The sequence below is a fragment of the Ornithinimicrobium faecis genome, from assembly GCF_023923225.1.
In the GTDB taxonomy this organism is placed as follows: domain Bacteria; phylum Actinomycetota; class Actinomycetes; order Actinomycetales; family Dermatophilaceae; genus Ornithinicoccus; species Ornithinicoccus faecis.
Genome location: NZ_CP099489.1, coordinates 1,234,835 through 1,257,215, shown reverse-complemented (window position 1 = coordinate 1,257,215; position 22,381 = coordinate 1,234,835). Strand labels below are relative to the sequence as shown.

17 protein-coding genes are annotated in these 22,381 nt (G+C 68.7%); 7 read left to right on the top strand and 10 right to left on the bottom strand.

Annotated elements, in window-relative coordinates; translation table 11 throughout:
• Positions 1–90 precede the first annotated feature (90 nt).
• From NF556_RS05880 to NF556_RS05855, 6 genes are all read right to left on the bottom strand, one after another.
• Positions 91–936 carry an ABC transporter ATP-binding protein gene (locus NF556_RS05880; RefSeq protein WP_425606954.1) on the bottom strand — a complete coding sequence of 282 codons (846 nt, stop codon included), beginning with the start codon at positions 934–936 and terminating at the stop codon, positions 91–93.
• Positions 933–2,138 (bottom strand): ABC transporter substrate-binding protein, encoded by a 1,206-nt coding sequence (locus NF556_RS05875; RefSeq protein WP_252594556.1) that lies wholly within the window; start codon positions 2,136–2,138, stop codon positions 933–935. The genes NF556_RS05880 and NF556_RS05875 overlap by 4 nt, the downstream gene beginning before the upstream one ends.
• Positions 2,139–2,242: 104 nt before the next feature.
• The gene (locus tag NF556_RS05870; protein ID WP_252594555.1) at positions 2,243–3,307 is read right to left on the bottom strand and encodes a branched-chain amino acid ABC transporter permease; all 1,065 of its coding nucleotides are present in this window, start codon (positions 3,305–3,307) and stop codon (positions 2,243–2,245) included.
• Between the two features lie 7 nt (positions 3,308–3,314).
• Entirely contained in the window at positions 3,315–4,187 is an 873-nt protein-coding gene (locus NF556_RS05865; RefSeq protein ID WP_252594554.1) for a branched-chain amino acid ABC transporter permease, read from the bottom strand.
• Positions 4,188–4,257: 70 nt separating this feature from the next.
• Positions 4,258–6,288 (bottom strand): AMP-binding protein, encoded by a 2,031-nt coding sequence (locus tag NF556_RS05860; protein WP_252594553.1) that lies wholly within the window; start codon positions 6,286–6,288, stop codon positions 4,258–4,260.
• 64 nt (positions 6,289–6,352) lie between these two features.
• Positions 6,353–7,330, bottom strand: coding sequence for an ABC transporter ATP-binding protein (locus NF556_RS05855; RefSeq protein WP_252594552.1), 978 nt, complete (start codon positions 7,328–7,330; stop codon positions 6,353–6,355).
• A 175-nt stretch (positions 7,331–7,505) separates the two neighbouring features.
• Between NF556_RS05855 and NF556_RS05850 the strand changes: the two genes are divergently transcribed.
• Both NF556_RS05850 and NF556_RS05845 read left to right on the top strand, forming a co-directional pair.
• Positions 7,506–8,297: an IclR family transcriptional regulator gene (locus tag NF556_RS05850; RefSeq protein WP_252594551.1), complete on the top strand. Its 792-nt coding sequence runs from the start codon at positions 7,506–7,508 to the stop codon at positions 8,295–8,297.
• Positions 8,290–10,155, top strand: coding sequence for an AMP-binding protein (locus NF556_RS05845; RefSeq protein WP_252594550.1), 1,866 nt, complete (start codon positions 8,290–8,292; stop codon positions 10,153–10,155). Before NF556_RS05850 ends, NF556_RS05845 begins: the two co-directional genes overlap by 8 nt.
• Positions 10,156–10,182: 27 nt before the next feature.
• Here NF556_RS05845 and NF556_RS05840 read toward each other — a convergent pair whose 3' ends face one another.
• Positions 10,183–10,398: a hypothetical protein gene (locus tag NF556_RS05840; RefSeq protein ID WP_252594549.1), complete on the bottom strand. Its 216-nt coding sequence runs from the start codon at positions 10,396–10,398 to the stop codon at positions 10,183–10,185.
• Between the two features lie 198 nt (positions 10,399–10,596).
• Between NF556_RS05840 and NF556_RS05835 the strand changes: the two genes are divergently transcribed.
• Entirely contained in the window at positions 10,597–11,838 is a 1,242-nt protein-coding gene (locus NF556_RS05835) for an amidohydrolase family protein (protein ID WP_252594548.1), read from the top strand.
• A 4-nt stretch (positions 11,839–11,842) separates the two neighbouring features.
• The gene (locus NF556_RS05830; protein WP_252594547.1) at positions 11,843–12,364 is read left to right on the top strand and encodes a GNAT family N-acetyltransferase; all 522 of its coding nucleotides are present in this window, start codon (positions 11,843–11,845) and stop codon (positions 12,362–12,364) included.
• A 145-nt stretch (positions 12,365–12,509) separates the two neighbouring features.
• On the opposite strand, the gene NF556_RS05825 is transcribed toward NF556_RS05830, so the two are convergent.
• The 3 genes from NF556_RS05825 to NF556_RS05815 form a co-directional block, all read right to left on the bottom strand.
• On the bottom strand, positions 12,510–12,926 hold the full coding sequence (locus NF556_RS05825; RefSeq protein ID WP_256829758.1) for a Uma2 family endonuclease: 417 nt from the start codon (positions 12,924–12,926) through the stop codon (positions 12,510–12,512).
• 122 nt (positions 12,927–13,048) lie between these two features.
• Positions 13,049–14,878 carry a Type 1 glutamine amidotransferase-like domain-containing protein gene (locus NF556_RS05820; protein ID WP_252594545.1) on the bottom strand — a complete coding sequence of 610 codons (1,830 nt, stop codon included), beginning with the start codon at positions 14,876–14,878 and terminating at the stop codon, positions 13,049–13,051.
• A gap of 155 nt (positions 14,879–15,033) precedes the next feature.
• Entirely contained in the window at positions 15,034–17,139 is a 2,106-nt protein-coding gene (locus tag NF556_RS05815; protein WP_252594544.1) for a RecQ family ATP-dependent DNA helicase, read from the bottom strand.
• A 241-nt stretch (positions 17,140–17,380) separates the two neighbouring features.
• Here NF556_RS05815 and NF556_RS05810 point away from each other — a divergent pair, with 241 nt between their 5' ends.
• The 3 genes from NF556_RS05810 to NF556_RS05800 all read left to right on the top strand — a co-directional run bounded on the left by NF556_RS05810 (position 17,381) and on the right by NF556_RS05800 (position 22,338).
• Positions 17,381–19,033, top strand: coding sequence for a S1C family serine protease (locus NF556_RS05810; RefSeq protein ID WP_252594543.1), 1,653 nt, complete (start codon positions 17,381–17,383; stop codon positions 19,031–19,033).
• A gap of 57 nt (positions 19,034–19,090) precedes the next feature.
• Positions 19,091–19,810, top strand: a complete 720-nt coding sequence (locus tag NF556_RS05805; RefSeq protein ID WP_252594542.1) for an HAD family hydrolase — start codon at positions 19,091–19,093, stop codon at positions 19,808–19,810.
• A gap of 86 nt (positions 19,811–19,896) precedes the next feature.
• Positions 19,897–22,338 carry a glycoside hydrolase family 65 protein gene (locus NF556_RS05800; RefSeq protein WP_252595730.1) on the top strand — a complete coding sequence of 814 codons (2,442 nt, stop codon included), beginning with the start codon at positions 19,897–19,899 and terminating at the stop codon, positions 22,336–22,338.
• Positions 22,339–22,381: the final 43 nt, after the last annotated feature.

The window sequence follows — 22,381 nt, the reverse complement described above, 5'->3', positions numbered from 1 at the left end:
ACGAGCGCCTGTGGTGGGTCCCGGGGCCACGGTCACCGGTGGAGAACCGGCGGCCGTGGCGCCCGAGGTGAGCGACGGCATACGGCTGGCTCAGAGCCAGCGCTTGCGCCGCTTGTAGTGCTTGACATCGCGGTAGCTCTTGCGGCCACCCTCCTCGCCCAGACCGAGGTAGAACTCCTTGACGTCAGGGTTCTCCCGCAGGTCCTTGGCGTCACCCTCGAGCACGATCCGCCCCTGCTCCATGATGTAGCCGTGGTCGGCGATCTCCAGGGCGCGGCGAGCGTTCTGCTCGATGACGAGGACGGTCAGGCCGCGCTCCTCGTTGAGGCGCTTGATATAGCCAAAGATCTCCTGGACCAGCAGTGGTGCCAGGCCGAGCGAGGGCTCGTCCAACATCAGCAGCTTGGGCCGGGCCATCAGCGCGCGGCCGATGGCCAGCATCTGCTGCTCACCGCCGGAGAGGTAACCGGCGACCCGGCTGCGCATGTCGGCCAGCTTGGGGAAGTAGGTGTAGACCAGATCAAGTTCCTCGGCCGAGGTCTTCTGGGTGTAGGCACCGGCGACCAGGTTCTCCGCGATGGTGAGGTGCTCGAAGACGTGGCGGCCCTCCATGCACAGGCTCATCCCGAGCTTGACGCGCTCGGGCGCATCCAGCTTCGTGATGTCCTGGCCCTGGAAGGTGACGCTGCCGTCGGTCACCTCTCCGTGCTCACTCGGCAGCAGCCCGGAGACCGCCTTGAGCGTGGTGGACTTGCCGGCCCCGTTGGAGCCGAGCAGAGCCACGATCTTGCCCTCCGGCACCGCCAGCGAGAGGCCGCGCAGCACCAGGATCACGTCGTCATAGATGACCTCGACGTTGTTCAGGGCCAGCATGGACCCCGCCCCGGGGGCGGCAGCGGCCGCCCCCGAGGTGGTGGTGTCGGTGTGGCTGGTCACGGCGTCGCGCTCGCCTCGAGCTCGACCATCTTGCCGTCCTGCGCCTGATAGACACCGGTCGAGCTGGTGCCGCGGTGGCTGTCCGCGGAGAACTCGAGCGAGCCACCACCGATGACCTCACCGGTGTCGATCGGACCCATCGTCTCCAGGGCCTCCTTGATGCTCGCGCCGGACAGGTCGTTGCCCTCGACCAGCGTGGCCTCCATACCCTCGGCCATGGCGTGCATCGCATACCAACCCTGGACATAGGACGTGCCGATGGTCTCGGGGTCGGTGCCCTCGGCCTCGAGGTATTCGGTGATCGGCTCGTGGCCGGGCTTCTCGGCAGTCAGCGGGGCGAACGGCTGGATCAGGATGTGGCCCTCAGCGGCCTCGGCCCCGGCGGAGTCGATGAACAGCTCGTTGGCACACCAGTTGAGGCAGACGATCTTCATGTCCAGGCCCTGGGCAGCGATGTCCTTGGCGACCAGCGCGGCCGGGGAGGCCACGTTCTGGATCACGATGTACTTCGCACCCTGCGACTGTGCCTGGGACAGCAGACCGACATAGTTCGCCGAGCCGCCCGGCATGGGGTATGCCGCGTAGCCCAGGTCATAGCCCTTCTCGGCGACCCAGTCCTCGCCGTCCTGCACGGGGGCCAGGCCGAACGGGCTGTCGTTGTGGAAGACCGCGACCTCGCCGGAGCCGCCGGAGTCCTCGTTGATCCAGTTGAGCGCGACGCGCATCTGGTCGGAGTAGGTCGGGGCGACCACGAAGTTGTAGGGCGCCTCCTCCGGGTCGGTCAGCGGTTCGGCGAACGAGCCGGACATGAACGGCAGCTCGTCCTTGGCGACGGACCCGGACAGGGCCTCGGTGTCACCGGTGCCCCAGCCCTGGATGGCCACCACGCCGTCGTTGACGTACTGCTTGTAGAGGGACTCGGCCTGCGGGACCTCGTAGGCGTAGTCGTTGGACTCGGCCGCGATCTCACGGCCCTCGATGCCACCATCGCCGTTGCGCCAGTCGATGTAGGCGAGCATGCCCTGGTTGTAGGGCGTGCCGACGTCGCCGGTCGCACCGGTCAGGTCGGCGATGATGCCGATGTTGATGGGCTCGTCGGAGTCGGCGTCGCCGCCGCCTCCGTCGTCGCCACCACAGGCGGACAGGACGAGCGCGGTCGTGGCAGCCAGAGCCACCGCCACGCTGCGGGACTTTCCGAACATTTCTGTCTCCTTCATTTCGGGTGTGACTCTTTGTGCTTGGTCTCGGGACCGGGGTTGGTCAGGGGGTCGGGGGTTGGTCAGGGGGGGGTATGCGGAGTGGCCGGCTAGTAGCGGAACGGCCAGTACTTGAAGTAGTCCTTCATCCGTTGCCAGATGCGATCCAACCCTCGAGGCTCGAAGATCAGGAAGGCGATGATGATGACGCCGAAGGCGGCGTTCTGGACGGCCGGCAGCTGGTCAGCCAGGAACGGCATGGAGGACTCCAGCGCGTTGGCCACGCGGCGGATCACCTCGGGCAGCAGGGTCATAAAGATCGCGCCGTAGACGGCTCCGGCGATGCTGCCCAGTCCGCCGACGATGATCATCGCCAGATAGAGGATCGAGACGTCGAGGGTGAACTTCTCCCACGACACCACCTCGCTGTAGTGCGCGGTGAGCGAGCCGGCCAGCCCCACGAAGCCGGAGGACACCGCAAAGGCGGTGAGCTTGGCCCGGGTGAGGTTGACGCCGATCGCCTCAGCGGCGATGTCCTGGTCACGAACGGCCATGAACGATCGGCCCAGGCCGGTGCGGAAGATGTTGCGGGCGGTGATCACGGTCAGGACCGCGAGGATCGTCAGGATCCAGTACCACTGCTGCTCGAAGACCTCCCGGTTGCCGACCTGGAAGCCCAGGAACTCGAAGCGGTCGACGTTGATATAGCCCGCGCCCTCGGTCAGCCAGCTCCAGCGCCGGATGATGAACTCGATGATCATCTGGCTGGCCAGCGTCGCGATCGCCAGATAGAGACCCTTGAGTCGCAGGCCCGGCAGCCCGAAGAAGACACCCACGGCGGCGGTGAGCAGCACGGCAAAGATGATCGCCAGCGGCGTCGGCAACCCGATGCGGTCGGACAGGATCGCCGAGCTGTAGGCGCCGACGGCCATGAAGCCGCCCTGACCCAGCGAGATCTGCCCGGTGTAGCCGACCAGGATGTTGAGCCCGACCGCCCCGATGACCGCGATCATGATCAGGTTGATCTGGGAGAGCCAGAAGTTGTCCAGCACGAACGGCAGGACCAGCAGCAGCGCGGTCATCAGACCGAGCCGGAAGTACTCGGCCTTGGTCGCCCGCAGGCGCAGCTCGGAGGTATAGCTCCGGTGGTGGATTCCGGTTGATGTGGCAGCCATCGTCAGCTCACACCCTCTCGATCCGGATCTCGCCGAAGATGCCGTACGGACGCACGAGCAGGATCAGGACGAGAGCGATGTATGGGATGACGGTCGCAAGTCCACCATCCAGATAGCCGGCGGTGAACTGGGTGAGCAGACCCACCGTCAGCCCACCGACGATCGTGCCGGGCACCGAGTCCAGGCCGCCGAGGATCACCACGGGGAAGACGAGCAGGCCGAAGGCCGCGACGTTCTGGTCGACCGCGGAGATGTCACCGAGCAGGACGCCGGCGATCAGCGCGCTGATCGCCGCGAGGGCCCAGGCCATCGCGAAGATGCGGCGCACCGAGATGCCCATCGTCATCGCCGCCTGCTGGTCGTCGGCCACGGCCCGCATCGCGATGCCGTGCCGGGACTTGCGGAAGAAGATGGTGAAGGCGGTCAGCACGATGGCCGCGATGACGACCGCGAAGATCCGGTTCAGGGGCACCGTCGCCCCGAGGACCTCGATCGAGCTGCGCGGCAACAGGGCCGGCTGGCTCTTCGGCGAGGTGCCGTAGAACGCCTGGACCAGCGCGTTGAGCAGCATCGACAACCCGATCGTCACCATGATGATGCTGATCGGGTTCTCCCCGACCATCGGCCGCAGGATCAGCCGCTCGACCAGGACACCGATGACCGTGGCAACCACGACACCGAAGACGACCGCGAGGAGCAGGGGCAGGTTGAACACGACGAACGCCGTGTAGAACATGTAGGCGCCCACCAGCAGGAACTCGCCCTGGGCGAAGTTGATGACACCGGTGGCCTTGTAGATCAGGACGAAGCCCAGCGCGGCGAGCGCCAGGATCGACCCGTCCGCCAGCCCGTAGATCAACTGTTGGATGAAGTTACTCACAGAGCCCTCCTGATGAGTTCCGCGGACCGCTCCGGGCCTCGCAAGCTCGTGTCCTCGCGGGTCCTGTCACTCATCGGCGACCACTCCAGACGGGTCGACGGCCCCGGCCCTCCGGGATCGTGTAGGTGGTCAGGTCAAAGATCTCCAGGCTCAGCTCGCGCTCGGTGCTCGTGCCGTCCTGATAGGTGATGCGGCTGCGGATGCTCACCTGGTCGTCGCCCCGGCGCAGTGCCGCGATGATGTCGCCATAGCGGTCGGCGATCACGTTGCGGCGCACCTTGCGCGTGCGGGTGATCTCGTCGTCATCGGGGTCGAGCTGCTTGTGCAGCAGCACGAACCGGGTGACCCGGATCGACTCGGGCAGGTCCTCGTTCGCACGGGTGGCCTCCTCGGCGATCAGGTCATAGACCTCGGGTTTGGCCGCCAGGTCGGTGTAGGTCGTGTAGCTGAGCCGCTCGTGCTCGGCCCAGGACCCGACCGTCGCCGGGTCGAGGGTGATCAGCGCCGTCATGCCCCCTGCATCCTCGGCCGACTCGCCGGGGGCGAAGACCACGGACTCCTCGACGTAGGGGCTGAACTTGAGCTTGTTCTCGATGAACTGGCTCGAGTAGCGCGTGCCGTCCGGAGCAGTCAGCACATCCTTCTGCCGGTCGATGACGACCAACTGGCCGGTGGACTCGTCCAGATAGCCCGCGTCGCCGGTGTGCAGCCAGCCGTCCGCATCGACCGTCGCTGCGGTTTCCTCAGGTTGGCGGTGATAGCCGCGGAAGACCGAGGCCGAGCGCAGCAGGATCTCGCCGTCGTCGGTGATCCGCATCTCCGTGCCGGGGATCGGCGTGCCGACGGTGTTGAAGGCGATGTCATCGTCCCGGTGCACCACGGCGATCCCGCAGATCTCGGTCTGGCCATAGAGCTGCTTGAGGTTCACACCGATCGCGTGATAGAAGCGGAAGACGTCCGGTCCCAGCGGTGCACCACCGGTGTATCCCCGCTTGATCCGGGCCAGTCCCAGCTGGTCGCGGACCGGGCGGGTGGCGACGACGTCGGCCAGTTTGTGCATCAGGGCCAGACCCGCGCCCGGCTTCTTGCCGCTGACCCGCATGGCCGCGGTGCGGTCGCCGACGTCATAGCCCCAGCCGAAGACCTTGCGCTTGAGCCAGCCCGCCTCATCGATGCGGACCTGGACCTCGGAGAGCATCGACTCCCAGATCCGCGGCGGGGAGAACATCACGTCCGGACCGATCTCGCGCAGGTCACTGCGCTGGGTGGAGCTGTCCTCGGGGAAGGAGATCGTCACGCCGTTGGTCAGGCCGCAGGCCACGGCCAGCATCTGCTCGCCGATCCAGGCGAACGGCAGGAAGGAGACGTAACGGTCCTTGGCGGTGATCGGGTCGACCTGGGTGAGGTGACGCCCCATCGTCAGCAGGTTGCTGTGGGACAGCTCCCCCAGCTTGGGCTTGGACGTGGTCCCGGAGGTGGTGCAGATGACCGCGATGTCGTCCGCACTGCCCGAGGCGACCTGCTCGGCAAACCAGGTTGGCTGCTGGGCGGCACGCTCCTTGCCCATCGCCTCCAGGTCAGTGAACTCGAGAAGGACAGTGTCGGCATACTGCTCCAGGCCGTGCGGGTCGTAATAGACGATGCGCTCGACCAACAACGGCTCGCTGCCGGCCGGGGCCTCGTCCTCGAGGAGGCGCAACAGCTTGTCGACCTGCTCCTGGTCCTCGGCGACGACGACCCGGGCGCGGGCCTGGGTCAGGATGTGGCGCAGCTCCTCACCGATCGAGGTGGGATAGATGCCGACGACCGCGCAGCCCATGGACTGGGCGGCGAGCTCAGCGATCAGCCACTCGGGACGGTTGTCACCCAGGACCGCGACGATCTCGCCGCGCTCGATCCCCAGGGCTGCGAGCCCGTTGGCGGTGTCACTGACCCGCTCGGCATAACCCGCCCAGGTGATCGGCTGCCAGATGCCGTACTGCTTCTCCTGCATCGCCACGTCGTCCGGGCGCTGCGCCGCCAGCTCCATGAGCAACCGCGGAAAGGTGTCCGCACGGGGGGCTCCGCCCCCCGTGGACCCCCCGACAGCGCCGGGCGACATCCCCCCATTTTTGATAGAGGTCTCGCTCGCCTCTCCCGTATTTTCAGGGAGGTTTCGCACACCCTCAGCCACGGTTCTCCTCCTCCGCCGCGTCCTGTGCCACCTGTTCCTCCATCAGTGCCACGGCCTCCTGGACCTCTGCGTCCTCGTCCTCAGCACCGAGATAGGCCTCGATCACCGCGGGGTCAGCCTTGACCTCATCGGGAGTGCCGTCGGCGATCTTGGCGCCGAAGTCGAGCACGCTGACCTGGTCGGAGATGTCCATGACGACGTTCATGTCGTGCTCGATGAGCACGACCGAGACGTGCGCCAGCTCGTGCACGTCGAGGATGTAGCGCGCCATGTCCTCCTTCTCCTCGGCGTTCATGCCGGCCATCGGCTCGTCGAGGAGCAGGAGTGCTGGCTGCAGGCACAGGGCGCGGCCGAGCTCGACCCGCTTCTGCACGCCATAGGCCAGGGCGCCGACGTGGGTGTTGCGCACCGCCTGCAGCTGGAGCAGGTCGATGACCTCCTCGACGAGCTGGCGGTGCTCGATCTCCTGACGACGCGCCGGACCGACCCAGAGCATCGAGGACAGCACACCCTTCTTCATGTGGATGTGCCGGCCGAGCATGAGGTTCTCCAGGACGGTCATCGCCGAGAAGAGCTCGATGTTCTGGAAGGAGCGGGCCACGCCGAGGCGCGCGATCTTGTAGGGCGGGAGCTTGGTGAGCGTGTGCGTGCGCACCGGACCGTCGGCCCGCTCAGCGTCCGCGCGGTGTGCGCCGACGGCCTCCGTGGCGCCCGACCCCGCGGCAGTGTGCAGCCGGATCTCGCCCTCCTGCGGGTGATAGAGACCGCTGATGCAGTTGAGCAGCGAGGACTTGCCGGCACCGTTGGGGCCGATGATCGCGTGGATGTCGCCCTCGGAGACCGTGATCGAGATGTCGCGCAGCGCCTTGACGCCACCGAATCGCAACGAGATGTTGTCGACCTCGAGCAGCGGCTGGCCAGCCGGGAGGTGGCTGCCGCGCAGTGAGTGTTGATAGGCCCTGGTGAGCACTGGCCACTCCTGATGTTCGTCGGTGAGCGTCGGAGGCGGGCTTTCCGGATGCACCGGGCTACCCATCGGGAACTGACTTTAGGTTTTCACTATCTGAAAAGCAAGGACCGTCATCGGAATGTTACAACGGAGTATGGTTCGCTTGCCGCAACAGACGGAAGATAGGGTCGGGGATATGAAGGCAGGACGAGCGGAGGAGTCAACTCCCCGCGTGGAGGAGACCGCCGCCGGGGGGCGTGGGGGCCTGGGGACGGTGCGCAACGCCGTGCGGTTGCTCGAGCTCCTGGGCGAGGGACCGGCATACCAGCAGCTCACGGACCTGGCCGAACGGTCCCAGATGAGCATCCCGACCGTGCACCGGTTGCTGCGCTCCCTCGTGCTCGCCGACCTGGTGGTGCAGGACCCGCGCTCCTCGCGCTATGGGCTGGGCCCGGAGCTGACCCGCCTGTCCAACCACTACCTCTCGCGGCTGCCGCTGCTCGGCGCGCTCGGGCCCTACCTGGCCCAACTGCGCGACCAGATCGGCAACACCATCCACGTCGAGACGCTGGTCCACGGCGAGGTCGTCTATGTCGACCGGGTCGACGGCACCGACCGCGGCCCCTATCGCGACACGCACCGGGTCGGCCCGGCCCTGAGTTGCGCGGGCGGGCGCCTGCTGGTCGCCCGCAGCAGCGACGAGGAGTGGGCGCGCGCCCTGGAGCGTGCCGACGACCTCGACCGCACCACCGCCGAGGGCAAGGGGGTCCGGGCCGCGTGGGCCGCCGCCGACCATCTCGCCCACGAGCCGGACGACCCGACGCTGCCCGCGGAGGTTGCGGTCCCGTTGGTGGACGGTCAGGGTGTGACTGTGGCGGCGCTGGCCGCCAACCTCGACCGACCCGATGATGCCGACACCGTGAGCCGGATCGCGGGCCACCTCGCCCGCGCCGCCCGCGCGGCTGGAAGGACTCTGGGGCATGCCTGAGCTGCGCACTCCCCCGTCGCAGGACTGGGCTCAGGTCGCCGAGCTCATCACCTGGGACACCCCCTACACCCACCTCTGGGAGGCCGGCGAGCGCTCCGGCTCCTGGTTCACCGGCGGCGAGCTCAACCTGTCGGTCAACTGCCTGGACCGGCACCTGCCCGACCGCAGCGACCAGGTCGCGGTGCACTGGGAGGGTGAGCCTGGCGACCGCCGCTCCATGACGTATGCCGAGTTGCACGCCCAGGTGGGCGCGCTCGCCAAGGCGTTGCGTGGCATGGGCGTGACGACCGGGGATCGCGTTGGGCTGCACCTGGGTTGGCTGCCCGAGACGGTCGTGGCGATGCTCGCCTGCGCCCGCATCGGCGCCGTGCACACGGTCCTGCCCGCACCACTGCCCGTCGAGCCGTTGGCTGACCGACTGGACCTGTTGGACCTGAAGGTGTTGTTCACCCAGGACGGCGCGTGGCGCCACGGCACGGTGCTGCCGCTCAAGGCTCGCGCCGACGAGGCCCTGCTGGCTGGGGGTTCGGTGCAGCACACGATCGTGGTGCGCCGCACCGGCATGGACGTGGCCTGGTTCGAGGGTGACCGGTGGTATCACGACCTGGTCGCCGCGACCCGCCCCGGCCAGGTGCCCGAGCCCGCCGACGACCTCTCGGCCCCTGTCTCGGTGGCCCCGGACCACCCGATCGCCACGGTGCCACTGGCCAACAAGGGCGGTCAGTCGGTCTCCGTCGTCCACGGGACCGGCACGATGCTGGCCGGCGCTCTGGCCGTGCACGGCAAGCTGCGCACCGGCGGCGTCTTCTGGTGTGCCGGGGACATCGCGTGGGCGGTCACCCAGATCCACGGGATCTATGGGCCGCTGGCCCACGGCGACACCGCAGTGATGTTTGAGGGCACCCTGGACGTCCCCACCTACACCCGCGCCTGGGACATCATCCGGCGCTACGACGTGGAGCACATGGTGACCAGCCCGTCGGTGGTCCGCACGGTCCGTGGGTGGGCCCGCGAGCTGCCCGAGGTCTCTGCGCTGCCCTCGCTGCAGCGCGTCACCACCGCCGGCGAGCCCGTCGAGGAGGAGCTGGCCCAGTGGCTGGGCGAGGCCTTTGCCGCCCGCCACCTGCAGGTCTCCGACGCCTGGGGCCAGCTCGAGCTGGGCGGCATCGTGCGCGTCACCGACAGCAACCCGACCACCGCGGAGGCAGCTGGGACGGACGGGCCGGACGGGGCCCTGACCTCGATGCCGGACTGTGGCCTCGACATCGTCGATCCGAGCGGCGAGTCCGTGCCGGACGGTGAGATCGGCGAGGCCGTCCTGCGCCTGCCGTGGGCCGGCACCCTGGTGGGGGTCGAGGGCGCGCAGGCCGCCGTGGTCGACACGCACTGGACCCGGCACCCGGGGACCTACTCCACCGGTGACCTCGCGGTCCGCGACGGCTCGGGCTCGGTGAGCTTCCTGGGGCGCACCGACGACGTGGTGTCGGTCTCGGGTCAGCTGGTCTCCCTGCGCGAGGTGCGCGAGGTGCTGGCCGAGCACCCCTATGTCTCCGGGGCGGAGGTCACCTGGCGCAAGGACCCGGAGACCGGTCGATCGATCCTGGCCGCCGTCGCCCTCAGCACAGAGGTGGGACCCGACCCGGACCTGGATGCGGTGGCCGTCGAGTTGATGGACGCCGTGCGCGAGGTGATGGGCGGTCTGGCCCGACCCCGCGCGCTGCTGGTCGTCGACCGGTTCGGCGACGAGCTCGGCCGCACCGAGCGTGCCCGGGCGATCGCGACGCTGGCCACACCGGACCGCGCCGGGTCACCGCGCCAGGTCACCTGGGCCCAGATCCTCGCCGCCGCAGGCGAATAGGAACAGTCAGCCGGCCAGTCACCGCGCTCAGACCTGGACGGATGTCCCGAAGATCATGCTCACGCCGAGGATCCACGCGAGGGTGCCGCTGATCGCCAGATAGCTCCCCCAACCCCTGCGCCGGGAAGACCGGGCGGTGAGGACGGCTGTCACGGCCCAGACCAGGAGACCGACAATGCCCATCTCGAGCACGCCCCGGGACGGTCCCTCGTCGTTGGTGAACGCCCCGACGACCATGAGCACCGCCGTCCAAGGCAGCGCACTGAGCAGGGCTCGCCACCAGAGACCAGGGTTCCTCCCCGGAAAAATTGCTCGCCAGGTCCTGCTCTCCCCGTTGCCGGCCACCGGGTGATCCTGCCACGCACCCGACCCAGGTCCTCGCTAGCCGCCACCTGTGCAGCTGGCCGGCCACACGGCATACGGCCGCTAACCTTGGCCTCGATGCCTCCCTCCTCAGCTGCCCTGATCCGTGACGTCCGCCCCTGGGGCGGCCCAGCAGTCGACCTGACCGTCGCCGACGGGGTGATCACCGCCGTCTCCCCCACCCAGCCGTATGCCGAGGGGTCGGCCGACCCCGCAGGCTCCCCGGAGACGGTGGTCCAGGGGCGCGGCCGCCTCGCCCTGCCGACCTTCACCGACGCGCACTGCCACCTGGACTCCAACCGGGTCGGGCTGCCGTTCCGGCCGCACACCGGCGGCCCTGGCGTGTGGACGATGATGCTCAACGACCGGGCCAACTGGCGGGACGCGGAGGTCGGCATCACCGAGCGGGTCAGCGACCTGCTGGGGCGCGAGATCGCCCATGGCGTGACGACGGTGCGCTCGTTTGCGCAGGTGGACGTCGATGCCGGCCTGGAGCGGCTGGAGGCTGTCCTCGCAGCGCGGGAGACGCACAAGGACCGGGCCACCGTGCAGGTGGTGGCCTTCCCGCAGGCCGGACTGCTGCGTGAGGAGGGCTCGCCGCAGGTGCTGGAGGACGCGCTGCGGGCCGGTGCCGATGTCGTCGGCGGCATCGACCCGTGCACCCTCGACCGTGACCCGGTGCGCCATCTCGACATCGTCTTCGGCCTGGCGGAGAAGTTCGGCGTGCCCGTCGACATCCACCTGCACGAGCCTGGTGAGCTCGGGCTGTTCAGCGTCGACCTCATCGTGGAGCGCACCCTGGCCCTGGGCATGCAGGGCAACGTCCTGATCTCCCACGGTTACGCCCTCTTCGATGACCCGACCCGGGTCGACGGGCTCCTGGCGAGCCTGGCTGAGGCGGACATTGCCATGGCGACGATCGCTCCGGGTGGCAAGTCACGGGTGCCCGTCGACCGGCTGACCGAGGCGGGCGTGCGGGTCGGGCTGGGGCAGGACGGCCAGCGCGACTACTGGTCGCCCTATGGCAACGGGGACATGCTGGACCGCACCTGGCAGCTGGCCTTCACGATGGGTCACCGCGCCGATGAGCTCATCGAGCACGCAGTCGCGGTCGCGACCCGCGGTGGCGCCTCGATCGTGGAGCCTCAGCTGCCCCGGCTGGGCGCGGTCTCCGACCGTCCGGGCCTCGCGGTCGGCGACGTGGCGGACCTGCTGCTGGTCGAGGGTGAGACCGTCACCTCGGCGGTCATGGACCGCCCCTCCGACCGCACCGTGCTGCGCGCCGGACGCGTCGTGGCCGACCAGCTCGAGCTGGTGTGAGGCCTTGACCGGCACGCTGCAGATCCGGCCGCTGACGGTCGAGGACGCCGACGTCATGACGACCGTTCTGGCCGACCCAGAGCTCTATGAGTTCACCGGTGGCCAGCCTCCGACCCGCGATGACCTCGCGCGCCGTTATGCCGTCCAGGTCCGGGGCCACTCCGCCGATGGCAGCGAGCGCTGGATCAACTCGGTGGTTGCGCTCGGTCCTGAGCACCAGCCCATCGGCTATGTCCAGGCCACGATTCCCGTCAACGCCGACCCCACCAACGGCGACCCGGTCGGCTGCAGCCCGGCCGACATCGCGTGGGTCATCGGCCGCCCGTGGCAGGGCAACGGACATGCCGGGCGAGCTGCCCGGCTGCTCCTCGACGACCTCGTGGAGCAGGGCGTCACCGCTGTCGTTGCCCACATCCACCCAGACCATGAGGCGTCGCAACGGATCGCGACGCGGCTGGGCATGACACGGACCACCGTCGTCGTGGACGGGGAGATCCGGTGGGAAGGCACGACGGCACAAGGTTGATCGGCCGGCGGCGCCGACTCAGGATGACCCGACGAGACCGCTGACTCAGCGTCCGCGGGTCAGGATCGACGGGTGAGCGATGCAGGAGTGATCGTGACCGGCCACGGCGTCGGCACCGTGACGGTCTGGTCCCCGACCGCCTCCGCTAACGGCCCTCGCGCAACTCCCAGGCCGTGAGACTCGGAGCGTCGGGGTCCACAACCCAGAAGTTCGCGATCCCGGCAGTGGCATAGCGCGACCGCTTCATACCGACGTCAAAGTGTCTGGTGCTGGGGCTGAGGACCTCGAGCGCAAGAAGCGGCACGGGATCGTCATCATCCCGCAGCACCACAGCGTCAGGTTGCACCGTCGTCAGCTCGCTGAGGCGGACATCAAGCGGCGCGACGAGGACTTCGAACCGCGCCGGCTCCGGGTTGGTCTGTCCAAGCAGCATTGCGAGACGGGTGACAACGCGCTGGTGCGTGCGTGACGGTGAGGGTGTCTTCTCCTCATACCCACCAGACGTCCGTGTCACCGCTCGAGTGCACGGGATGTCAACCACAACAAACAGCAGACGGTCCATAGGTGGTGCACTCGAGGGGCATGCCGGACTGCGTGGTGCGGCCACGGCGCCTGCGAGCGACACGAAGAGACCGTACTCACCCCGGGCTCCACTTCAGGCCGGTGTCGATGTGCCGCCCGTGGTCACTCGATCAGGTCGCCGGTGCTGAACACGTCGAGCCACACGTTGGTCGCGCCAAGGGCTCCATTGCTGCCGGTGGACCAGGTGGCGCCCGAACCATCAACGGCCACCACCGAGCGCTCACCCACAACGCTCGCGCCGCCGCGTCCCACCTCGATGGCGGTCAGCTCGCTGATGCCCAACGAAGCCACGTCCGGGCTGTCGTGGGCCGCGCCGAACAGCCGGCCCCAGCGGTAGTCCTGCGTCAACGTCGGCTCGAGCGTGTAGCCCGGGATCAGCCCCAGCCCAGGTGTCGTGATCACCGCGTTGGCACGGAACATCTCGATCGCCTCGTCAGATGTTGTGGGATCGATGTCGGTGACATAGCGCTCTCCCAGGATCGCCGTGGCAGCACCGTCAGTCAGCACCGGCGTCGGCCGCTGGACCGCCTTCGCGAGGGCACTGCGCAACTCCGGGTCAGCCACTTCCTCCGCCATCAGCGACTGGTCTCCCCCGACGACCAGGACACCCGCGGCACGAGCGACTGCGGAGGTGGGGATGGCGTCGTGACCATGCACTCGCACGTCAATGCCTCCAGTCCAGCCGAGTTCGGCCACAGCCTCGGTGTAGTCCGTCACGGCATCCAATGCCCCCGCCTCATCCGCATAGCCGAGGCCGAGCACCAGCAGGGACGTCTTGCCCTTGCCTCGGGTGTTGTCCTGGGCCTGCGCGACAAAGGCGGACAACGCCTCAGACTCGATCGAGTTGTTGTCTCCTCCGCCCAGCCACAGGGTGCCCTGTCCTCTGGTCGCCAGGGAGGGCAGGGCGACCCGCTCGGGCGTGGGCACCGCGACGTCGTCGTGCGCAACCGAGCGAGAGCCAAAGTCATAGGTCGCGCCAGTGTCTGGCGCCAGCAGGTGCACCAGCACGGACTGCACCGAGAGCGTGTCGCGATCGCCGACCCAGTCAAGACCTTGCGCGGCGCTGAAGTCGAGGACGGAGACCGAACTGGCCCCCAACACACTGGTGATCGTGGCGTCGTCCTGGATCACCGGAGCCGTGCCCCAGTCCACGCCCACGCCCAGTTTGCCGGCTCCGCCATAACGCTCGACGGACTGTGCCGTCCACGAGAGGAGCCGACCGAACCGACCGCGCTCATAGAAGTGCTGATCGAGGATGATCTCCTGCGACCCGAAGGACAGACCGCGCTCCTCGCTCGCCAGGTCATCGCCCCAGAAGATCAGCGACATGTCGCGCTCGAGGGCGTTCTCCGGATAGCCGGGCTCGGGATAGCCAGCACCCATCGAGCGGGACTGGACCGCGTTGCCGGCACTGGTGCCACTGATCACAACCCCCTGGGCGTAGGCCGTGGCGAGCCGCTCCTCTGCCGGGCTGTTGGCCAGCACATGCATCGCCAGGACCTGGTCGCCGCCCAGAATGTAGACGCCGTCGGTGTCCGTGTCGTCCAGTCCCTCCGAGGCAGCCGGGTCGAGCGCGTCCTCACGCGCCAGCAACGGCAGCAGGGTCGCCTCGCACCCGCCGGTGAACGTGGCGAGGTCCACGACGTCATCGCATGCCGCCTCGATCTGGACCGTGCGCTCTTGGGCGAGCGCGAGATTCTCCTCCCGATCCTCTGGTGCGTCGCCGTAGCTGGACGGGATGACATAGAGGTCGACGGTGTCCCCCGTGGCCCCGTCAATGGTCTGCGCGGCGAAGCCATGCAGTGACTCCTCCGAGTAGCCGCCTCCGATCGGCACGAGTTTCTGCCCGTCATCCGGGTTAGCCGCATAGGCCGCGACCGGGGCCGCCAGGCAAGCGGCGAGGACAAGGGACAGAACTGGGCGACGGCGCATCAGGACCTCCGGGCGGCGTGTGCGAGCGGTGATGCTCCGGAAGGTACCCCCAGACGGCGTCAGAGGCGCCCGTCATCACAGAAGATTGAGGAGAACCTGACTCGCGGCATACATCCGACCCACGTGACGCCGATCGCTGAGCCGTGCGACCACCCTCATCCGGCCTGCGCCAGCGCGAGCGGCAGAACTGCTTCGGCACCGGCCAGCCGCAGCACGCGGGCCGCGACGGTCATCGTCCAGCGCGAGTCGACCAGGTCGTCGACGAGCAGCACGGGTCCCCGCAAGCCGCCGAGCTGCTGGGCCAGCTCGGGTCCGACCTCAAACTGGTCCCAGACAGCTGCGAGTCGGAAGGCGCTGTTGCCGCCCGACTCCCCCGTCGGCCCACCGTTCGGTGTCGTCAACTCGCCCAGATAGGGCAGTCGGCCCAGCTCGCTGATGCTGCGCGCCAGGGAGGTGACCAGCTCCGGGCGCTGGCGGGAGGGCACGGACACGATGGCGACCGGCCGCTGTGCCCAGTCCCAGTCGGCTAGCACCTTGGTGACGGCGTTGACGATCTGGCCCGGCACCGCGGTGTCGGGCCCCTGGACGAGCTCGCGCACCCGTTGACCCCACCCCAGGTCGGAGACGCGGGCCAGGGCTCGGCCGGTGCTCATCGACTCGGCGGGAGCGATCTTGCCCCGGACCGGCACACCGAGGCGGTCCATGCCAGTGGGCCACTGGGCGCGTGCCTCCACCGGCACACCGACCCGGGCCAGCTGACCCAGCGCAAGGTCGATCGCGTCGGCCGGGATCTCGGTGGGGAACCACGGGCCGGCACAGTTGTCGCACCGTCCGCACGGGGCTGCGGTTGCATCGTCGAGTGTCTCCTGCAGGAACGCCATCCGGCAGGTCTGGGTGCGCTGATAGTCCAGCATCAGTTGCTGCTCACGCTCACGGGCCTCCGCGACGCGTTCATAACGCTCGGCGTCATAGGTCCACGGCTGACCCGTGCCGGTCCAACCGCCCTGCACCTTCTCCACGGCACCCTCGACGTCGAGCACCTTGAGCAGCAACTCCAGGCGGGTGCGCCGCACATCGACCTGGGTCTCCAGCGCGGCGGTCGACAGGGGCTTGGTGGAGCCGGCCAGCGCCGTCAGCACCGCGTCGGCCTGCTCCTGTTTCGGCATCGCAGCCGAGGCGAAGTAGGCCCAGATGTTGCGGTCCTCCACCCCCGGGAGGAGCAGGACGTCCGCGTTGTCCGTCGCGCGCCCGGCACGACCCACCTGTTGGTAGTAGGCCACCGGGGAGCTCGGAGCCCCTAGGTGGACGACGAACCCGAGGTCGGGCTTGTCAAAGCCCATGCCCAGCGCACTGGTGGCGACCAGGGCCTTGACCTCGTTGTCGCGCAGCCGACGCTCCAGCTCGAGCCGGTCGGCCGGGTCGGTGCGACCGGTGTAGGCCGAAACGGTGTGCCCGGCCCGCGTCAGTGAGGCAGCGAGATCCTCTGCAGCAGAGACGGTCAGGGCATAAACGATGCCGCTGCCGGGCAGGTCGCCCAGGTGCCCCAGCAACCAGGCGATGCGTCGCTCGGGGGTCTCCAACTCCAGGACCCCCAGCCGCAGCGAGGCGCGGGCGAGCGGGCCACGGATCGTGCTGACCTGACGGGCCGAGCCGTCGGCGCCGACGGACAGCTGCTCGACGACGTCGTGCACCACGCGCTCGTTGGCCGTGGCCGTGGTGGCCAGCACGGGGGTGTCCGCGGGCAGCCCGGCCAGCAGCGTGCGGATCCGGCGATAGTCGGGGCGGAAGTCGTGGCCCCAGTCACTGATGCAGTGCGCCTCGTCGACGACCAGCAGGCCGCAGCGGGCGGCGAGATCGGGCAGCTGCTCCTCGCGAAAGCGCGGGTTGTTGAGTCGCTCGGGGCTGACCAGCAGCACGTCGACGGTGTCGTCGGCCAACTCCTGGCGCACCCGCCCCCACTCCTCGGCGTTGGCCGAGTTCATCGACACGGCGTTGATGCCCGCGCGCCGGGCCGCCTCGATCTGGTCGCGCATCAGGGCCAGCAGCGGCGAGACGATGATGGTCGGGCCCGCGCCCTGCGCGCGCCGCAGTGCCGTCGCCACGAAATAGACGGCCGACTTGCCCCACCCGGTGCGCTGCACCACCAGAACCCGCTCCCGACGCTCGACCAGCGCCTCGACGGCCTCGAACTGCCCGTCCCGGAAGTCGGCGTCGTCTCGCCCGACGAGCCGTCGGAGTGCTTGCAGCGCCTCAGTAGTCATACGGGCCAACCTACGGTCCAGCCATGACACGGCGACGAATCCTGTCCACAGGGCGTCATCCTCCAGACCGATCCCGCGCACCCGCCCGTGCCACCGTGATCATCCTCGAGGCCGACGCGGAGCATGCCACGCCATCTCTAGGTTCGCTAGTGGCCCCGCTCCTTGTCGGGCCGGGATCGGACCCAGGCGTTCAGCTGGGGGGACGGTCCACCGAACCCCTTCCTTCCCAGGAGCTCATCTCGTGCACCGCAACACCATTGCCCTCACCGCCGCCGTCCCCCTGCTCGCAGTGCTCGCTGCGTGTGGCGGTGGCAACACCCCTGCTGTCGAGACCGTCACGGTCGAGGCCACCGCGACCCAGGACGCGACCACCGCGGCACCCGCCGACGCCGAGCAGCAGTCCGCCGAGCCCGACCAGGCACCGATCACCGCCGCTCCCGCCGACGCGGGCGTCTCCACCATCACCTCCCACCTGGACGCCCAGCCCGCGGTCGTGCAGATCCGGGCGACCGGCGGCATGCGCCACCCGGAGTTCGGCAACTATGTCGGGGGCGGCTCCGGCAGCGGATTCCTGATCAGCTCGGACGGGCTGGCCGTGACCAACAACCACGTGGTCACCGGCGCCGCCACGCTCGAGGTCTTCATCGGCGGCGACACGACCCGCAGCTACAACGCCCGCGTCGTCGGCGCCTCCGAGTGCAACGACCTCGCCCTGATCGACATCAGCGAGCCCGAGCCGCTGCCGCACCTGTCCTGGTCATCGGACCCGGTGGCGGTCGGGCAGGAGATCTACGTCGCGGGCTTCCCGCTCGGCGACCCCGAATACACGCTGACGCGCGGCATCGTCTCGAAGGCACAGGCCTCCAGCGAGGAGCTGACCTGGGCCTCGGTCGATCACTCCATGGAGCATGACGCTGCGGCTCACCCCGGCAACTCCGGAGGACCGCTGCTCAACACCGACGGCCAGGTGACCGGGATCCACTTCTCTGGCTTCCTGCCCGAGGACATGGTCCGTCAGCAGTATGCGATCGACCACCTGCTGGCCCAGAGCGTGGTCGAGGAGCTGCGCGACGGTGACTTCGAGGCCCTCGGCGTCAACGCCACCCCGGTCTACGACGAGAGCCAGGACATCACCGGTCTGTGGGTGAGCGGCGTCAAGGCTGGGTCGCCGGCCGCGCGCGCCAAGGTGGTCCCGGGCGACATCATCACCACCCTCAACGGGCTGCCGATGGCTCCCGACGGGAGCATGGCGGAGTATTGCGACGTCCTGCGCACGTCCGGTGAGGACACCCCGGTCTCCATCGAGGTGCTGCGCTACGACACCGGTGAGGTGCTGCGCGGCGAGCTCAACAACCCGATCCAGGAGGACGCCGCGATCCAGCCGGTGATGTCCTTCGTCCAGGAGTTGGGCGACGAGGTCGCTGAGGGCGGCGAGTCCGCCTACGCCTACGAGTCGGTCGTGGACGACACCGAGTCAATCCTGGTCGAGGTGCCCGCCGAGTGGACGGACCGGGTGACCTCGCCCTACGGCGAGGCGGGTCTGCCCTACATCGCCGCCGCGGCCGACGTCGACGCCTTCGAGAACACCTGGAGCGAGCCCGGTCTGATCTATATGGGCGTGGACACGACCGACGACCTCGTCGGCCTGATCGACTCGATGGAGTTCGCGGACGGCTGCACCGACGACGGGCTCAGTGACTACAGCGACGGGCTCTACACCGGCCACTACCACCAATACAGCGACTGCGGCGGGTCCGGCAACCAGATCGTCGTGCTCGCTGCCACGCCCAACGACGCCTCGTTCACCGCGCTGCTGATCGTGCAGATGATCCACGACCGCGACGTCCTCGCCCTGGACCAGGCCTTCGCCACCTTCAACTACTACACCGACTGAACGACCGGTCCCGTGCGCATCGCGCCCCACCCGAGGGTCTCCCCTAGGGTGGGGCGCGTGCAGTGGGACGACTATGACGCAGCCCTGTTCGATCTCGATGGTGTCCTGACGCCGACGGCCGAGGTGCACATGCGCGCCTGGGAGCGGATGTTCACCGATTTCCTGACCTCGCGCGGGGTCAGCAAGCCCTACACCCAGGCCGACTATTTCGCGCACATCGACGGCAAACCGCGCTATGAGGGCGTCGCCGCGATGCTCGCCTCCCGGGACATCGAGCTCCCCCACGGCAGCCCCGAGGACTCCTCGAGCGAGCAGACCGTGTGCGGGCTCGGCAACCGCAAGAACGAGTTGTTCACGCAGGTGCTGCGCAGCGAGGGCATCACGGCGTATGCCGGGTCGCTGGCTCTGCTGGACCACCTCGAGTCGCGAGGGGTTGCGATGGCGGTGGTCTCCTCCTCCAAGAACGCACCGGAGGTCCTGGCGGCGGCCGGCATCGCCGACCGGTTCCCGGTCGTCGTGGACGGTGCGGTCGCCGCGCAGCGGCAGCTGCCGGGCAAGCCCCGGCCAGACACCTACACGTATGCCGCGGAGCAGCTGGGCGTGCCCAGCTCACGGGCCGTGGTGCTGGAGGATGCGATCAGTGGCGTGCAGGCCGGCGCTGCCGGCGACTTCGGCCTGGTCGTCGGAGTCGACCGCGGGGCCGGAGCGCAGGCGCTGAGCGACCAGGGTGCCGAGGTGGTTGTGCAGGATCTCGCCGAACTGATCGGAGACCGCTGATGACGCAGACACCTCACCCCGGCAGCGAGGGCGCGGTGCACTCCGGGCAGCACCAGCGCCCCCTGGTGGACCCTCCCGTCGACCCGATGGACCGCTCCCGGTTCCCGGCCGATGAGTGGCGTCTGGTCGAGAGTGCCTACAGCGGAGCAGATCTCGGCGTCACCGAGACCATCTTTGCCGTCGGCAACGGCTATCTCGGTCTGCGCGGCAACGTCGAGGAGGGCCGCGACACGCACACCCACGGCACCTTCGTCAACGGCTTCCACGAGACGTGGGACATCCAGCACGCCGAGGACGCCTTCGGCCTGGCCCGCGTCGGGCAGACGATCGTCAATGTGCCCGATCCCAAGGTCATCAAGCTCTATGTCGAGGACGAGCCGCTGCTGCTGGCTCAGGCCGACCTGGAGACCTATGAGCGCTCCCTGGACTTTCGCGATGGCATGCTGCGCCGCGAGCTGATCTGGCGGACCTCGTCGGGCAAGCGGGTGCGGGTGACCACGACCCGGATGGTGTCCTTCACCGAGCGTCACCTGGCCCTGATGACGATGGACCTGGAGATGCTCGATGGCGATGCGCCCATCGTGATCTCCAGCCAGCTGCTGAACCGGCAGGACGGCTTCGACGAATACCACGTGAAGTCGGCCGCGATGGGTGAGGGCGGTGACCCACGCAAGGCCGAGACCTTCGACCGGCGGGTGCTGGATCCCCAGAAGAGCTGGGTCGGGGATGGACGCGCGGTGCTCGGCTATGTCTGCCACCAGTCGCGGATGACCCTGGCCGTCGCCACCGAGCACGTGCTGGAGACCGACAACGAGCACTCCGAGGAGATCATCGCCGAGGAGGACAGCGCCAAGCACGTCTTCCGGATCGACGCCAAGGAGGGCTCCACGATCCACCTGGAGAAGTTCGTCACCTACCACACCTCTCGTGGCGTCCCGGTGCGGGAGCTCTCCGACCGCTGCCTGCGGACACTGGACCGGGTGCGCGGCGACGGCATGGCCCACCTGCACGCCGACCAGCGGGCCTGGCTGGACGACTTCTGGACCCGCTGCGATGTGACCACCCCTGGCCAGCCCGAGGTCCAGCAGGCGGTGCGGTGGAACCTGTTCCAGCTGGCCCAGGCCTCCGCCCGCGCCGACGGCAGCGGGGTTCCGGCCAAGGGCGTGAGTGGGTCCGGCTACGGCGGTCACTACTTCTGGGACACCGAGATCTATGTGATGCCGTTCCTGACCTACACGGCGCCCCAGGCCGCGCGCAGCGCGCTGCGCTTCCGGCACAACATGCTCGATGCCGCCCGTTCCCGCGCACGCGACATGAGTCAGGACGGGGCGCTGTTCCCGTGGCGCACGATCAACGGGGCGGAGGCCTCGGCATACTTCGCCGCTGGGACGGCGCAGTATCACATCAACGCCGACGTGGCCCATGCCCTGATGCAGTATGTCCGGGCCACCGGCGACCGGGCTTTCCTGTTGCGCGAGGGCCTCGACATGCTGGTCGAGACCGCCCGCATGTGGGCCGACCTGGGCTTCTGGTCCATCAACGGCTCCGAGGACTTCCACATCCACGGCGTCACCGGGCCGGATGAATACACGACGGTGGTCAACGACAACCTGTTCACCAACGTGATGGCACGAGAGAACCTGGCCAACGCGGCGGCGGCCGTCACCGAGCTGCGCGAGTCTGACCCGCGCGACTATGAGCGGGCAGTCGCCCGGCTCCAGCTGGACGACGCGGAGATCTCGGAGTGGCAGCGCGCAGCGGAGGGGATGTTCATCCCGTTCGACGCCGAGCTGAGTGTTCACCCCCAGGATCTGCACTTCCTTGAGCGCGAGGTGTGGGACCTGCCGCAGACGCCACCGGAGAAGCACCCGCTGCTGCTGCACTTCCACCCGCTGGTGATCTATCGCTTCCAGGTGCTCAAGCAGGCCGATGTGGTGTTGGCGATGTATCTGGCGGGTCACTCCTTCACCGCTCAGGAGAAGCGCGCCAACTTTGAGTACTACGACCCGATCACCACGGGTGACTCGACGTTGTCTGCGGTGGTGCAGTCCATCGTGGCCGCCGAGGTGGGCTATCACGAGATGGCCCTGCGCTATTTCTATGACGGGCTGTTCGTCGACCTGGATGACCGGCACAAGAACACGTCCGACGGGGTGCATGTGGCCTCGACCGGTGGCGTGTGGGCCGGCCTGGTCGCTGGGTTCGGCGGGATGCGCGACCACGCTGGCGTGCTGACTTTTGACCCCCGCCTGCCGTCCTCGTGGCCCGAGCTGGGTTTCCGCCTTGGTTGGCAGGGCGCCAGGCTGCATGTCACCGTGCGGCCCGACGAGATCTGCCTGCGCGTGGCCGAGGGCGATCCGATCGAGGTCGAGGTGCGCGGCACGCGCGTGCCCGTGGGCGATCAGGAGGTCGTTGTGCCCCTGGACGGCATGGGTCCACGCGTCGACGGGATCCTCCCCGCAACGCCCGTCGTCGGGGCCCACACCCAGGAGGGACAGCGCCTCATCCCAGCGGCGCCACGCTCCTGACCGGTGTCCGCGTGGGGCGATTGGCCCGAGAATGTGGTCGACT